This is a genomic window from Pseudomonas sp. TZ252 (assembly GCF_056110345.1).
Genome location: NZ_CM148566.1, coordinates 3,246,866 through 3,261,354 on the forward strand (window position 1 = coordinate 3,246,866; position 14,489 = coordinate 3,261,354).

The 14,489-nt window shown below is 72.4% G+C and carries 5 protein-coding genes; all 5 read left to right on the top strand.

Annotated features, from left to right (window positions below; genetic code table 11):
- Window positions 1-183: 183 nt before the first annotated feature.
- The 5 genes from pchE to pchI are packed head-to-tail and all read left to right on the top strand — an operon-like array spanning window position 184 to window position 14,402.
- Window positions 184-4,500 (top strand): pyochelin non-ribosomal peptide synthetase PchE, encoded by a 4,317-nt coding sequence (gene pchE, locus ACYAF3_RS15095; protein WP_128669721.1) that lies wholly within the window; start codon window positions 184-186, stop codon window positions 4,498-4,500.
- The gene (gene pchF / locus ACYAF3_RS15100; protein WP_128669719.1) at window positions 4,497-9,926 is read left to right on the top strand and encodes a pyochelin non-ribosomal peptide synthetase PchF; all 5,430 of its coding nucleotides are present in this window, start codon (window positions 4,497-4,499) and stop codon (window positions 9,924-9,926) included. The genes pchE and pchF overlap by 4 nt, the downstream gene beginning before the upstream one ends.
- A complete protein-coding gene (gene pchG / locus ACYAF3_RS15105) occupies window positions 9,923-10,972 on the top strand; it encodes a pyochelin biosynthesis thiazoline reductase PchG (RefSeq protein ID WP_023088845.1) in 1,050 nt (349 codons plus the stop codon). Before pchF ends, pchG begins: the two co-directional genes overlap by 4 nt.
- Window positions 10,969-12,681 (top strand): ABC transporter ATP-binding protein PchH, encoded by a 1,713-nt coding sequence (pchH, locus tag ACYAF3_RS15110; protein WP_023109613.1) that lies wholly within the window; start codon window positions 10,969-10,971, stop codon window positions 12,679-12,681. Before pchG ends, pchH begins: the two co-directional genes overlap by 4 nt.
- Window positions 12,678-14,402 carry an ABC transporter ATP-binding protein PchI gene (gene pchI, locus ACYAF3_RS15115; protein ID WP_073658465.1) on the top strand — a complete coding sequence of 575 codons (1,725 nt, stop codon included), beginning with the start codon at window positions 12,678-12,680 and terminating at the stop codon, window positions 14,400-14,402. The genes pchH and pchI overlap by 4 nt, the downstream gene beginning before the upstream one ends.
- Window positions 14,403-14,489 lie beyond the last annotated feature (87 nt).

Below are 14,489 nucleotides of genomic sequence, written 5' to 3' on the forward strand. Positions count from 1 at the left end.
CGACCCCCGACCCGGCCACGGGAGGGGTGTCGCCGCTGCGGGATGACGCTGCATCTAACGAAACAGTCCGGCTGTCTAAAGCATTGCCGGCCAGGCCTCTCAAGCAAGTGAGATAAGGTCGCATTTGATAATCGTTGCCAGGAACTGGCAACCGACCTCAGATGCTTGCCCTAGGGAGCCCCCATGGATCTGCCCCCCGATTCCCGTACCGCCCTGCGCGACTGGCTGACCGAGCAGCTCGCCGACCTGCTCGGTGAACCGCTTGCCGACGTGCGCGCCCTGGCGGACGACGACGACCTGCTGGGCTGCGGCCTCGACTCGATCCGCCTGATGTACCTGCAGGAACGCCTGCGCGCGCGTGGCTCGACGCTGGACTTCGCCCAGTTGGCGCAGCGCCCCTGCCTGGGGGCCTGGCTCGACCTGCTGGCCTGCGCGGACCGGCTGTCCGCCCCGGCAACGGTCGCGCTGCCGACGGCGCAGGATCGCGATCAGCCGTTCGAGCTGTCTTCCGTGCAGCAGGCCTACTGGCTGGGACGTGGCGCCGGCGAGGTGCTGGGCAACGTCAGCTGCCATGCCTTCCTGGAATTCCGCACGCGGGATGTCGACCCGCAGCGCCTGGCCGCGGCGGCGGAGTGCGTGCGTCAACGCCACCCGATGTTGCGGGCGCGCTTCCTCGACGGTCGCCAGCAGATCCTTCCGACGCCGCCGCTGTCCTGCTTCGACCTGCAGGACTGGCGCACCTTGCAGGTGGACGAGGCCGAGCGCGACTGGCAGGCGCTGCGCGACTGGCGCGCCCATGAATGCCTGGCGGTGGAGCGCGGCCAGGTGTTCCTGCTCGGGCTGGTGCGCATGCCGGGCGGCGAGGATCGCCTCTGGCTGAGTCTCGACCTGCTTGCCGCCGATGTCGAAAGCCTGCGCCTGCTGCTGGCCGAACTGGGCGTCGCCTACCTGGCGCCGGAGCGCCTGGCGGAGCCGCCGGCGCTGCATTTCGCCGACTACCTGGCGCGCCGTGCGGCGCAACGCGCCGAGGCCGCGGCGCGGGCCCGCGACTACTGGCTGGAACGCCTGCCGCGCTTGCCGGACGCGCCGGCCCTGCCGTTGGCCTGCGCGCCGGAAAGCATCCGCCAGCCGCGCACCCGGCGCCTGGCATTCCAGCTTTCCGCCGGCGAGAGCCGGCGCCTGGAGCGTCTTGCCGCGCAGCATGGCGTGACCTTGTCCAGCGTGTTCGGCTGCACCTTCGCGCTGGTCCTGGCGCGCTGGAGCGAAAGCGCGGAATTTCTCCTCAACGTGCCGTTGTTCGATCGGCATGCCGACGACCCGCGTATCGGCGAAGTGATCGCCGACTTCACCACCCTCTTGCTGCTGGAGTGCCGGATGCAGGCCGGGGTGTCCTTCGCCGAGGCGGTGAAGAGCTTCCAGCGCAACCTCCACGGAGCCATCGACCACGCCGCATTCCCCGCCCTGGAGGTGCTCCGCGAGGCGCGCCGGCGGGGCCAGCCGCGCTCGGCGCCGGTGGTGTTCGCCAGCAACCTGGGCGAGGAGGGCTTCGTCCCGGCGGCCTTCCGCGACGCTTTCGGCGATCTCCACGACATGCTCTCGCAGACCCCGCAGGTCTGGCTCGACCACCAGCTCTACCGGGTGGGCGACGGTATCCTGCTGGCCTGGGACAGCGTCGTCGGCCTGTTCCCCGAAGGTCTGCCGGAAACCATGTTCGAAGCCTACGTGGGGCTGCTCCAGCGTCTCTGCGACAGCGCCTGGGAGCAGCCCGCCGATCTGCCGTTGCCCTGGGCGCAGCAGGCGCGTCGGGCCCTGCTCAACGGCCAGCCGGCATGCGCCACGGCGCGCACCCTGCATCGCGACTTCTTCCTTCGCGCCGCCGAGGCGCCGGATGCCGACGCGCTGCTCTATCGCGACCAACGTGTCACCCGCGGCGAACTGGCCGAGCGTGCGCTGCGCATCGCCGGCGGCCTGCGCGAAGCCGGGGTGCGCCCTGGCGACGCGGTCGAGGTCAGCCTGCCGCGCGGACCGCAGCAGGTCGCGGCGGTATTCGGCGTGCTCGCCGCAGGCGCCTGCTACGTGCCGCTGGACATCGACCAGCCGCCCGCACGGCGGCGCCTGATCGAAGAGGCCGCCGGGGTATGCCTGGCGATCACCGAGGAGGACGATCCGCAGGCCTTGCCGCCGCGCCTGGATGTCCAGCGCCTGCTGCGCGGCCCGGCGCTGGCCGCCCCCGTGCCGCTGGCGCCGCAGGCGAGTGCCTATGTGATCTACACCTCGGGCTCCACCGGGGTGCCCAAGGGCGTCGAGGTCAGCCACGCGGCGGCGATCAATACCATCGACGCGCTGCTCGACCTGCTGCGGGTGAACGCATCGGATCGCTTGCTGGCGGTCTCCGCGCTGGACTTCGATCTGTCGGTCTTCGACCTGTTCGGCGGCCTCGGCGCCGGTGCCAGCCTGGTCCTGCCGGCCCAGGAACAGGCGCGCGATGCCGCTGCCTGGGCGGAGGCTATCCAGCGGCATGCGGTGAGCCTGTGGAACTCGGCGCCGGCCTTGCTGGAGATGGCCCTCAGCCTGCCGGCGAGCCAGGCCGACTATCGCAGTCTGCGGGCGGTGCTGCTGTCCGGCGACTGGGTGGCTCTGGACCTGCCCGGCCGCCTGCGCCCACGTTGTGCCGAAGGCTGCCGCCTGCATGTGCTGGGTGGCGCTACCGAAGCGGGCATCTGGTCGAACCTGCAGAGCGTCGATACGGTGCCGCCGCACTGGCGTTCGATTCCCTACGGCCGGCCATTGCCGGGACAGGCCTACCGGGTGGTCGACACCCACGGGCGCGACGTGCCGGACCTGGTGGTCGGTGAGCTGTGGATCGGCGGCGCCAGCCTGGCCCGCAGCTATCGCAACGATCCCGAACTCAGCGCCCGGCGCTTCGTCCACGATGCCCAGGGCCGCTGGTATCGCACCGGCGATCGCGGTCGCTACTGGGGCGACGGTACCCTGGAATTCCTCGGTCGGGTCGACCAGCAGGTGAAAGTGCGCGGCCAGCGCATCGAGTTGGGCGAGGTGGAGGCCGCGCTGTGCGCCCAGGCTGGCGTGGAGAGCGCCTGCGCGGCGGTGCTCGGCGGTGGCGTGGCGAGCCTCGGCGCGGTGCTGGTACCGCGCCTGGCGCCACGGGCCGAAGGCTCCATGGAACTACCGGCCGCACAGCCCTTCGCCGGCCTGGCAGAGGCCGAGGCGGTACTCACCCGGGAAATCCTCGGCGCGCTGCTGGAGGCGCCGCTGGAGCTAGACGACGGTTTGCGCCGGCGCTGGCTGGACTGGCTAGCGGACTCCGCCGCCAGCGCGCTGCCGTCGCTCGACGAGGCGTTGCGCCGGCTCGGCTGGCAGGCCGCGGGGCTGACCGCGATGGGCAACGCTCTGCGCGGCCTGCTCGCCGGCGAACAGGCGCCGGCCGCGCTGCTCCTCGATCCCTGGCTGGCGCCGCAGGCGGTGGCCGCGCGCCTGCCGGACGGCCGCGAGGCCCTGGCGCGCCTGCTCGAAGCGCTGCCGACGCCGGCTGCCGGCGAACGCCTGCGGGTGGCGGTGCTGGATACCCGCGCCGGGCTCTGGCTCGACCAGGGCATGGCCTCGCTGTTGCGCCCGGGGCTGGAACTGACCCTCTTCGAACGCAGCCGCGTCCTCCTCGACGCCGCCGCCACCCGCTTGCCGGAACGGATCGTGGTGCAGGCGCTGGACGACGGCCTGCTACCTGCCGAGCACCTCGGTCGCTACGACCGGGTGATCAGCTTCGCCGCGCTGCACGCCTACGAGGCCAGCCGCGAAGGCCTGGCGCTGGCGGCGGCGCTGCTGCGCCCGCAGGGCCGCCTGTTGCTGGTGGACCTGCTATGCGAGTCGCCACTGGCGCTGCTCGGTGCGGCCTTGCTCGACGACCGGCCGCTGCGCCTGGCGGAGTTGCCGAGCCTGTTGGCCGATCTCGCCGCTGCGGGACTGGCGCCGCGTTGCCTGTGGCGCAGCGAACGGCTCGCCCTGGTCGAGGCGCTGGCGCCGGGACTCGGGCTCGACGCCGCCGCGCTCCAGGCCGGCCTGGAGCAACGCCTGCCCCAGGCGATGCGGCCCGAACGCCTGTGGTGCCTGCCAAGCCTGCCGTTGAACGGCAATGGCAAGGTCGATCGTCGCCGCCTGGCCGAGAGCATGACCCGCGCACTCGGCGAGTGTCGTCACGAGCCCTCGGCGGAGGAGCCGCTGGAAGCCCATGAGCAAGCGCTGGCCGAGTGCTGGGAAGCGGTTCTCAAACGCCCGGTGCGTCGTCGCGAGGCGAGCTTCTTCAGCCTCGGCGGCGACAGCCTGCTGGCGACCCGCCTGCTGGCCGGCATACGTGAGCGTTTCGGCGTACGCCTGGGCATGGCCGACTTCTATCGCCAGCCGACCCTGGCCGGTCTTGCCCGCCACTTGCAGGCGCAGACCGTCGAAATCGAGGAAACCCAACTGGAAGAGGGCGTGCTATGAGCCTCGGCGAACTGCTGGAAACCTGCCGCAGCCGGCGCATCGAACTCTGGAGCGAGGCGGGCCGCCTGCGCTATCGCGCCCCCCAGGGCGCCCTCGACGCCGGCCTCGCCGAGCGCCTGCGGGCCGAGCGCGAGGCCCTGCTGGAACACCTGGAAGGCGGCCCTGGCTGGCGCGCCGAACCCGACCTGGCCCACCAGCGCTTCCCATTGACCCCGGTGCAGGCCGCCTACGTGCTGGGCCGCCAGGCGGCCTTCGACTACGGCGGTAACGCCTGCCAGCTGTACGCCGAGTACGACTGGCCGGTCGACACCGACCCGGCGCGCCTGGAGGCGGCCTGGAACGCCATGGTCGAGCGCCACCCGATGCTGCGCGCGGTGATCGAGGACAACGCCTGGCAGCGCGTGCTGCCCGAGGTGCCCTGGCAGCGGCTGACCGTGCATGCCTGCGCGGGGCTCGACGAGGCCGCTTTCCAGGCGCACCTGGAGCGGGTCCGCGAACGCCTCGACCACGCCTGCGCGGCGCTCGACCAGTGGCCGGTCCTGCGCCCCGAGCTGAGTATCGGCCAGGATGCCTGCGTGCTGCACTGCTCGGTGGATTTCACCCTGGTCGACTACGCCAGCCTGCAATTGCTGCTTGGCGAATGGCGCCGCCGCTATCTCGATCCGCAATGGACGGCGGAACCGCTGGAGGCGACCTTCCGCGACTATGTCGGCGTCGAGCAGCGCCGACGCCAGTCGCCGGCCTGGCAGCGCGACCGCGACTGGTGGCTGGCGCGCCTCGACGCGCTGCCGGGGCGTCCCGACCTGCCGCTGCGGGCGCAGCCGGACACCCGGTCCACGCGCTTCCGGCACTTCCACGCGCGCCTCGACGAGGCCGCCTGGCAGGCGCTCGGCGCGCGCGCCGGCGAACACGGCCTGAGCGCTGCCGGCGTGGCCCTGGCAGCCTTCGCCGAGACCATCGGTCGCTGGAGCCAGGCACCGGCGTTCTGTCTCAACCTGACGGTACTCAACCGGCCGCCGCTGCATCCGCAGCTGGCGCAGGTGCTCGGTGACTTCACCGCGCTCAGCCTGCTGGCGGTGGACAGCCGCCACGGCGACAGTTTCGTCGAGCGTGCCCGCCGCATCGGCGAGCAGATGTTCGACGACCTCGACCACCCGACCTTCAGCGGCGTCGACCTGCTGCGCGAACTGGCGCGCCGGCGCGGTCGCGGCGCCGACCTGATGCCGGTGGTGTTCACCAGTGGCATCGGCAGCGTGCAGCGCCTGCTCGGCGATGGCGAGGCGCCGCGCGCGCCACGCTACATGATCAGCCAGACCCCGCAGGTCTGGCTGGACTGCCAGGTCACCGACCAGTTCGGCGGCCTGGAGATCGGCTGGGACATACGCCTCGGGTTGTTCCCCGAGGGCCAGGCGGAAGCCATGTTCGACGACTTCGTCGGGCTGCTCCGGCGCCTGGCGCAGAGCCCGCGCGCCTGGACCGACGGTGATGCCACGGAACCCGTCGAGGCGCCGCCGCAGGCGTTGCCCGGTAGTGCCCGGAGCATCGCCGCCGGTTTCGCCGAGCGTGCCCTGCTGTCCCCCGACGCCACGGTGATCCACGATGCCGCCGGCAGCTACAGCTATCGCCAGGTTGCCCAGCACGCCAGCGCCCTGCGCCGCGTCCTGGAAGCGCACGGCGCGGGCCGTGGCCGGCGGGTCGCGGTGATGCTGCCGAAAAGCGCCGCGCAATTGGTCGCGGTGATCGGCATCCTCCAGGCCGGTGCCGCCTATGTGCCGGTGGACATCCGCCAGCCGCCGCTGCGGCGCCAGGCGATCCTCGCCAGCGCCGAAGTGGTCGCGCTGGTCTGCCTGGAAAGCGATGTCCCGGACGTCGGCTGCGCCTGCGTGGCCATCGACCGGCTGGCCGCCGACAGCGCCTGGCCGCCACCGCACGCGGCGGAGGTGGCGGCGGACGACCTCGCCTACGTGATCTACACCTCCGGCTCCACCGGCACGCCCAAGGGCGTGATGCTCAGCCATGCAGCGGTGAGCAACACGCTGCTCGACATCAACCAGCGCTACGGCGTCGACGCCAACGACCGCGTCCTCGGCCTCGCCGAGCTGAGCTTCGACCTCTCGGTCTACGACTTCTTCGGCGCCACCGCGGCGGGGGCCCAGGTGGTCCTGCCGGACCCGGCGCGCGGCAGCGATCCTTCGCATTGGGCGGAACTGCTGGAACGCCACGCCATCACCCTGTGGAACTCGGTGCCGGCCCAGGGCCAGATGCTCATCGATTACCTGGAGAGCGAGCCGCAACGCCACCTGCCGGGACCGCGCTGCGTGCTCTGGTCCGGTGACTGGATTCCGGTCAGCCTGCCGACCCGCTGGTGGCGGCGCTGGCCGGACAGCGCGCTGTTCAGCCTGGGCGGCGCCACCGAGGCGGCGATCTGGTCGATCGAGCAGCCGATCCGCCCGCAGCACACCGAGCTGGCCAGCATCCCTTATGGCCGTGCCCTGCGTGGGCAGAGCGTGGAAGTCCTGGATGCCCGCGGGCGGCGCTGCCCGCCGGGCGTGCGCGGCGAGATCCATATCGGCGGGGTGGGCCTGGCGCTCGGCTACGCCGGCGATCCGCAGCGCACCGCCGAACGCTTCGTCCGTCATCCCGATGGCCGTCGCCTGTATCGCACCGGCGACCTCGGCCGCTACCTGGCCGACGGTAGCATCGAGTTCCTCGGTCGCGAGGACGACCAGGTGAAGATTCGCGGCCACCGCATCGAACTGGCCGAGCTGGACGCCGCGCTGTGCGCCCATCCGCAGGTCAACCTGGCGGCCACCGTGGTGCTCGGCGAGACCCACGAGCGCAGCCTGGCCAGCTTCGTCACCCTGCATGCGCTGGCGGAGGCTGGCGAGGATCCGCGTACGGCGCTCGACGCGGTGCGCCAGCGGGCGGCCCAGGCCTTGCGCCGCGACTGGGGCAGCGAGGAGGGCATCGCCGCGGCGGTGGCCGCACTCGACCGTGCCTGCCTCGCCTCGTTGGCCGCCTGGCTGGCCGGCAGCGGTCTGTTCGCCAGTGCGACGCCGCTGGACTTCGCCACCCTGTGCCAGCGCCTGGGTATCGCCGAGGCGCGCCAGCGCCTGCTGCGCCACTGGTTGCGCCAACTGGAGGAGGGCGGCTACCTGCGCGCCGAGGGCGAGGGCTGGCTGGGCTGCGCCGAGCGTCCCGCGCAGAGTCCGGAGGACGCCTGGACGGCGTTCGCCGGCTGCGCGCCGGCGGCGCTCTGGCCGGCCGAGCTGGTCGCCTACCTGCGTGACAGCGCGCAATCCCTCGGCGAGCAACTGGCCGGGCGGATCAGCCCGGCGGCGCTGATGTTCCCGCAGGGCTCGGCGCGCATCGCCGAGGCCATGTACAGCCAGGGCCTGCATGCCCAGGCGCTGCACGAGGCCATGGCCGAGGCCATCGCCGCCATCGTCGAGCGCCAGCCGCAACGGCGCTGGCGCCTGCTGGAGCTTGGCGCCGGCACCGCCGCCGCCAGCCGTGCGGTGATCGCCCGGTTGGCGCCGCTGGTGCAGCGAGGGGCGGAGGTGGACTACCTGTTCACCGACGTTTCCAGCTACTTCCTCGCCGCCGCCCGCGAGCGCTTCGCCGACCAGCCGTGGGTACGCTTCGGCCGCTTCGACATGAACGGCGATCTTCTCGACCAGGGCGTGGCGCCGCACTCGGTGGATATCCTGCTCAGCTCCGGGGCCTTGAACAACGCGCTGGACACCCCGGCGCTGCTGGCCGGCCTGCGCGAGTTGCTGAGCGCCGACGCCTGGCTGGTGATCCAGGAACTGACGCGCGAGCACAACGAGATCAGCGTCAGCCAGAGCCTGATGATGGAAAACCCGTGCGACCTCCGCGACGAGCGCCGCCAACTGTTCGTCCACACCGGGCAATGGCTGGAGTGGCTGGCGGCACAGGGTGGCGACCTGGCTTGTGGGGTGGTGCCGCCGGGCAGCGCTCTCGACCTGCTTGGCTACGATGTCCTGCTGGCTCGCTGCAAGACCGACCGCGCCCGCCTGGAGCCGGCCGAGCTGCTGGCCTTCGTCGAAGCGCGGGTGCCGCGCTACATGCTCCCGGCGCAGTTGCGCGTGCTCGAACGCCTGCCGGTCACCGGCAACGGCAAGATCGACCGCAAGGCCCTGACCGGCTTTGCCCGCCAGCCCCAGGCGGACCTTCGGCATGGCGTCGCGCAGGCACCGGCCGACGAACTGGAGAATGCGCTGCTGGCACTCTGGCGGGAGGTGCTGGACAACCCGTCGCTGGGCGTCGAGCAAGACTTCTTCGGGGCTGGCGGCGACTCGCTGTTGATCGCCCAGTTGATCGCCCGTTTGCGCGAACGACTGGAAAGCGCCCGCCGGCATCCGTTCGATCGCCTGCTACGCTGGGCGCTCAGCCAGCCGACGCCGCGCGGCCTGGCCGAACGCCTGCGCAGCGCGCCGGAAGAGGGCCGTGGGCCAGCCCTGGCCGCGGCGCGCGGCGTCGCCCCGGCGCCGGCCGGCATGTCGCGCGCACCGCTCGCCGAGGGCGCGGTGGCGCTCGACCCGCTGGTGCGCCTGGTGCCCGGCGAGGGCGTGCCGAGGGTGCTGGTCCACGAAGGCCTCGGCACGCTGCTGCCGTACCGCCCGCTGCTTCGCGCCCTGGGTGAGGGGCGGCCGTTGCTGGGCCTGGCCGTGCATGACAGCGACGCCTACCTGGCGATCCCCGCCGAGCATCTCAACGCCTGCCTCGGCCGCCGCTACGCTGAGGCGCTCCATGGCGCCGGGCTGCGTGAGGTTGACCTGCTCGGCTACTGCTCCGGCGGGCTGGTCGCCCTGGAGACCGCCAAGTCCCTGGTCCAGCGCGGGGTGCGCGTGCGCCAGCTGGATATCGTCTCCAGCTACCGGATTCCCTACCGGGTGGACGACGAGCGCCTACTGTTGTTCAGCTTCGCCGCGACCCTCGGCCTGGATACCGCGGCGCTCGGCTTCCCCGCGCCGGAACGTCTCGGCCTGGCGGTGCAGGCGGCGCTCGCGCAGACACCGGAGCGCCTGGGCGCCGAGGCGTTGGCGGGGCTACCGGGCCTGGCCGATCTCGTCGCCCTGCGCGGCCGCGTGCTACAGGCGGCCAGCGGTAGCGCCGACGCCGTCAGCGTCGAACGCGACACCCTCTACCGACTGTTCTGTCACTCGGTGCGTGCCAGCCAGGCCGCGGCGCCGGAGCCCTACGTCGGCGCGCTGCGGCTGTTCGTGCCGGACGCCGGCAACCCATTGGTGCCGCGCTACACCGAGGCCCTGGAGACCCAATGGCGGGCCGCCGCGCTCGGCGCGTGCGGCATCCACGAGGTGCCCGGCGGGCACTTCGACTGCCTGGGCGAAGCCCTGGCGCAATCCTTGTCGAAACCCATGCCAGAGGAGGCGAGCCGATGAGCGACGTCCGTTCCGTGGTGGTCGCCGGTTCCCGGTTCGGCCAGTTCTATGCCGCCGGCGTCGCCGCCGATCCGCGCTTCGTCCTGCGCGGCATCCTTGGCCAGGGCAGCCGGCGTTCGCGGGCGTTGGCCGAGCGCCTCGGGGTGGAGACCTGGTGCGAGGTCGAGGCGTTGCCGGACGATGTCCGCCTGGCCTGCGTCGCGGTCGGCGGCGCGGCACGCGGCGAGCAGGGCCCGGCGCTGGCCGAGGCGCTGATGGCGCGTGGCATCGACGTGCTGATCGAGCATCCGTTGCTGCCGCGCGAATGGCAGGACCTGCTGCGCAGCGCCGAGCGCCTGGGCCGGCGCTGCCTGCTCAACACCTTCTATCCGCAGTTGCCGGCGGTGGCGCGTTTCATCGAGCTGGGCCGCCAGTTGCATCGCCGGCGCGGCATCCGCCACCTGGACGCGGCCTGCGGGGTGCAGGTCGGTTTCGCCACCCTGGACATCCTCGCCGCGTTGCTGGAGGGCGTTGGCCCCTGGTCGCTGGAGTCGCCCTCGAACGACCTGTCGGCGATGCGCGGGCTGTCCCTGGTGTTGGCGGAAGTGCCGTTGAGCCTGCTCGTGCTCAACGAACTGGCGGCCGCCGACGACGGGCGCATGACCTTGTTGCAGCGCGTCAGCCTGACCACCGATCGCGGCACGCTGAGCCTGCTCAGCCCCCATGGCCCGTTGTTGTGGACGCCTGCGGTGGCGGTACCGGCAGAGGATGACGACGGCCTGTTCGCGCTGTTCGACGAGATAGCCGGCGAACCGCTGCCCAGCGCCCAGCTCTGGTATGCCGAACCGTGCAGCTGGGCCCAGGTGCACCAGCGCCTGTGGCCGGCGGCGGCGGCCGAGGCGCTGGCGCTGCTCGCCGACGGCGACGAGGTGCGTCGGCGCAACCAACGCAGCCTGGAGGTCGCCGCCCTGTGGCAGCGGATCGGCGAGTGCCTTGGCTTCCCTGAGGCGCCGCCGGCGTCGCTGGCGCCGGCGAGCCTGGAACAGGTGCTGGAGCAAGCCTCGTGACCCCGGTGCTGTGGCGCCTGCTGCGCACCTATCGCTGGCGGCTGGCGGCGGCCATGGGGTTGCAGGCCCTGGCCGGGCTCTGCTCGCTGTTGCCCTGGATGCTTCTCGCCTGGCTCGCCGAGCCGCTGGCGCGCGGCCAGGCGCAGCCGGCCCTGCTGGCCCTGGTGCTGCTGGCGGTGCTGGCCTGGCTGGGCTGCCAGGCGCTGGCCGCGCACCTGGCCCACCGGGTCGACGCGGACCTCTGCAACGACCTGCGCCTGCGCCTGCTGGCGCACCTGCAACGGCTGCCGCTGGACTGGTTCGGTCGCCAGGGCCCGGACGGCGTGGCGCGCCTCGTGGAGCAGGACGTGCGGGCCCTGCACCAACTGATCGCGCACGCTCCCAACGATCTCAGCAACCTGTTGGTGGTGCCGCTCGTCGCGTTGCTCTGGCTGGCCTGGCTGCACCCCTGGCTGCTGCTGTTCTGCCTGCTGCCGCTGGTGCTGGCCGCCGCCGGCTTCCTGCTGCTGCGCTCGGCGCGCTACCGCGACCTGGTGCTGCGGCGCAATGCCGCGCTGGAAAGGCTCTCGGCGGACTATGGCGAATTCGCCCACAACCTGCTGCTGGCCCGACAGTACCCCGGGGCCGGCATACAACAGGGCGCCGAGTCGTCGGCGGCGGCCTTCGGCGAAGCGTTCGGCGCCTGGGTGAAGCGGGTCGGCCACCTCGCCGCGCTGGTCTACGTGCAGTTGTCGACGCCCTGGCTGCTGGCCTGGGTCCTGCTCGGCGCGCTGGCCCTGGATGCCCTCGGCGTGCCGCTGGCGCTCGGCCAGGCCTGTGCCTTCCTGCTCCTGCTGCGGGCCCTGGCCGCCCCGGTACAGGCGCTCGGCCACGGCGGCGACGCGCTGCTGGGCGCGCGCGCCGCCGCCGAGCGCCTGCAGCAGGTGTTCGACCAGGCGCCGCTGGCCGAGGGCCGCTCGACCCGCGAGCCGGTCGATGGCGCGGTGGCGCTGCACGGCCTGGGCCATGCCTATGAAGGCGTGGAGGTCCTGGCCGATATCGATCTGGAGCTGGAGGATGGCAGCCTGGTGGCCCTGGTCGGTCCCTCGGGCTCCGGCAAGAGCACCCTGCTGCACCTGCTGGCGCGCTACATGGACGCGCAGCGCGGCGAACTGGAGATTGGCGGCCTGGCACTGAAGGACATGCCCGATGCCGTGCGCCACCGGCATATCGCGCTGGTCGGCCAGCAGGCGGCGGCGCTGGAGATATCCCTGGCCGACAACATCGCCCTGTTCCGCCCCGATGCCGATCTCCAGGAGATTCGCCAGGCGGCCCGTGACGCCTGCCTCGACGAGCGCATCATGGCCCTGCCGCGTGGCTACGACAGCGTGCCGGGACGCGACCTGCAACTGTCCGGCGGCGAACTGCAACGACTGGCCCTGGCCCGTGCGCTGCTATCGCCGGCGCGCCTGTTGCTGCTCGACGAGCCAACCTCGGCGCTGGATCCGCAGACCGCCCGGCAGGTCCTGCGCAACCTGCGCGAGCGTGGCGGCGGCCGGACCCGGGTGATCGTCGCCCATCGTCTGGCCGAAGTCAGCGATGCCGACCTGATCCTGGTGCTGGTCGCTGGCCGTCTGGTCGAGCGCGGCGAGCACGCGGCGCTGTTGGCGGCGGACGGCGCCTATGCGCGCTTGTGGCGTGAACAGAACGGCGCGGAGGTGGCGGCATGACCCTGTTCGAACGAATGCGTGCGCTGCCCGAAGACTGCCGTGCCGCGTTGCGCCGGGCGAGCGCCTGGGCGGTCCTGGCGGCGCTGCTGGACGCCGCTTGCGGCGTATTGCTGGTGCCGCTGGTCGAGGCCTGGTTCGCCGAAGGCGCGTTGCCCTGGCGCTGGGTCGCCGCGTTGCTCGGGTTGAGCCTGGCGCAGGCGCTGTTGCAGTACCTGGCCCTGCGTCGCGGTTTCGCCGCCGGCGGCTCGCTGGCGGCTGGACTGGTGCGCAGCCTGGTGGCGCGCTTGCCGCGCCTGGCGCTGCCGGCGCTGCGCCGGGTCGCGCCGGCCGAAGGCCTGCTGCGCGGTCCGGTGATGCAGGCGATGGGCATTCCGGCGCACCTGCTGGGGCCGCTGATCGCCGCATTGGTGACGCCGCTCGGGGTGATCCTCGGGCTGTTCCTGATCGACCCGTCCATCGCCCTCGGCCTGCTCGTTGCCGGTGCCGTCCTCGCTGCGCTGTTGCGCTGGAGCGGGCGGCGCAATCTGGCGGCGGAGGATGCCCGGCTGGCCGCCGAGCGCGACGCTGCACGGCAGTTGCAGGCGTTCGCCGAACGCCAGCCGCTGCTGCGCGCGGCGCAGCGCGAAAGCGTCGCCCGCCAGGGGCTGGAAGAGGCCTTGCGCAGTCTCCACCGCAGCACCCTGGATCTGTTGCGGCGCAGCCTGCCCAGCGGCCTCGGCTTCGCCCTGGCGGTGCAGGCGGCGTTCGCCTTCGCCCTGCTCGGCGGCGCCTGGGCGGTGGAGCGGCAATGGCTGGACGGCGCGCGGCTGGTGGCCGTGCTGGTGCTGCTGGTGCGCTTCATCGAGCCGCTGGCCCAGCTCACCCATCTCGACCAGGCGTTGCGCGGCGCCTGGCAGGCGCTGGATACCCTGCTGCGGGTTTTCGCCCTGGCTCCGCTGCGCAGCCCCGAGCCGGGCGAGCGGCCGCACGACGCCAGCCTGGCGGCCGAGGCCGTGGAATTGCGTCTGGAAGATGGCCGCGCCTTGCTCGAGGACATTTCCCTGAGGCTGGAGCCGGGTTCGCTGAACGTCCTCGTCGGACCCTCCGGGGCCGGCAAGAGCAGCCTGCTGGCGCTGCTCGGGCGACTCTACGACGCCGACGCCGGGTGTGTCCTGCTGGGTGGCGTGGATATCCGCCGGTTGAGCGAAACGACCCTCGCCGCCAGTCGCAACCTGGTGTTCCAGGACAACCGCCTGTTCCGCGGCAGCGTTGCCTGGAACCTGCGCATGGCGCGAGCGGACGCCGATCTCGAAGCGCTGCGCGAGGCGGCGCGGGCGGTTGGCCTGCTGGAAGAGATCGAGGCCTGGCCGCAGGGCTGGGACAGCGATGTCGGCCCCGGCGGCGCGCTGCTGTCCGGCGGCCAGCGGCAACGCCTGTGCCTGGCTCGCGGGCTGCTCTCGGCAGCGCCGTTGCTGCTGCTCGACGAGCCCACCGCCAGCCTCGATGCAGCCAGCGAGGCGCAGGTGCTGCGCAGCCTGCTCGGGTTGCGCGGCCGGCGCACCCTGCTGGTAGTGACCCACCGCCCGGCGCTGGCGCGTCAGGCCGACCAGGTACTGCTGCTGGAGAAGGGGCGGCTGCGCCTGAGTGGACGTCACGCCGATCTGCTCGTCCGGGACGACTGGTATGCCGGCTTCGTCGGGCTGGCGGGCGAGGAAAGTTCCGCGACGGCCGTGGATCGATAGAGAAAGACCGGCAATCGAAAAAGCCCCGGAGATGATTTCTTCATAATGATAAGCATTATCAAATCGTATATCCCCCGAGGCTGTTCG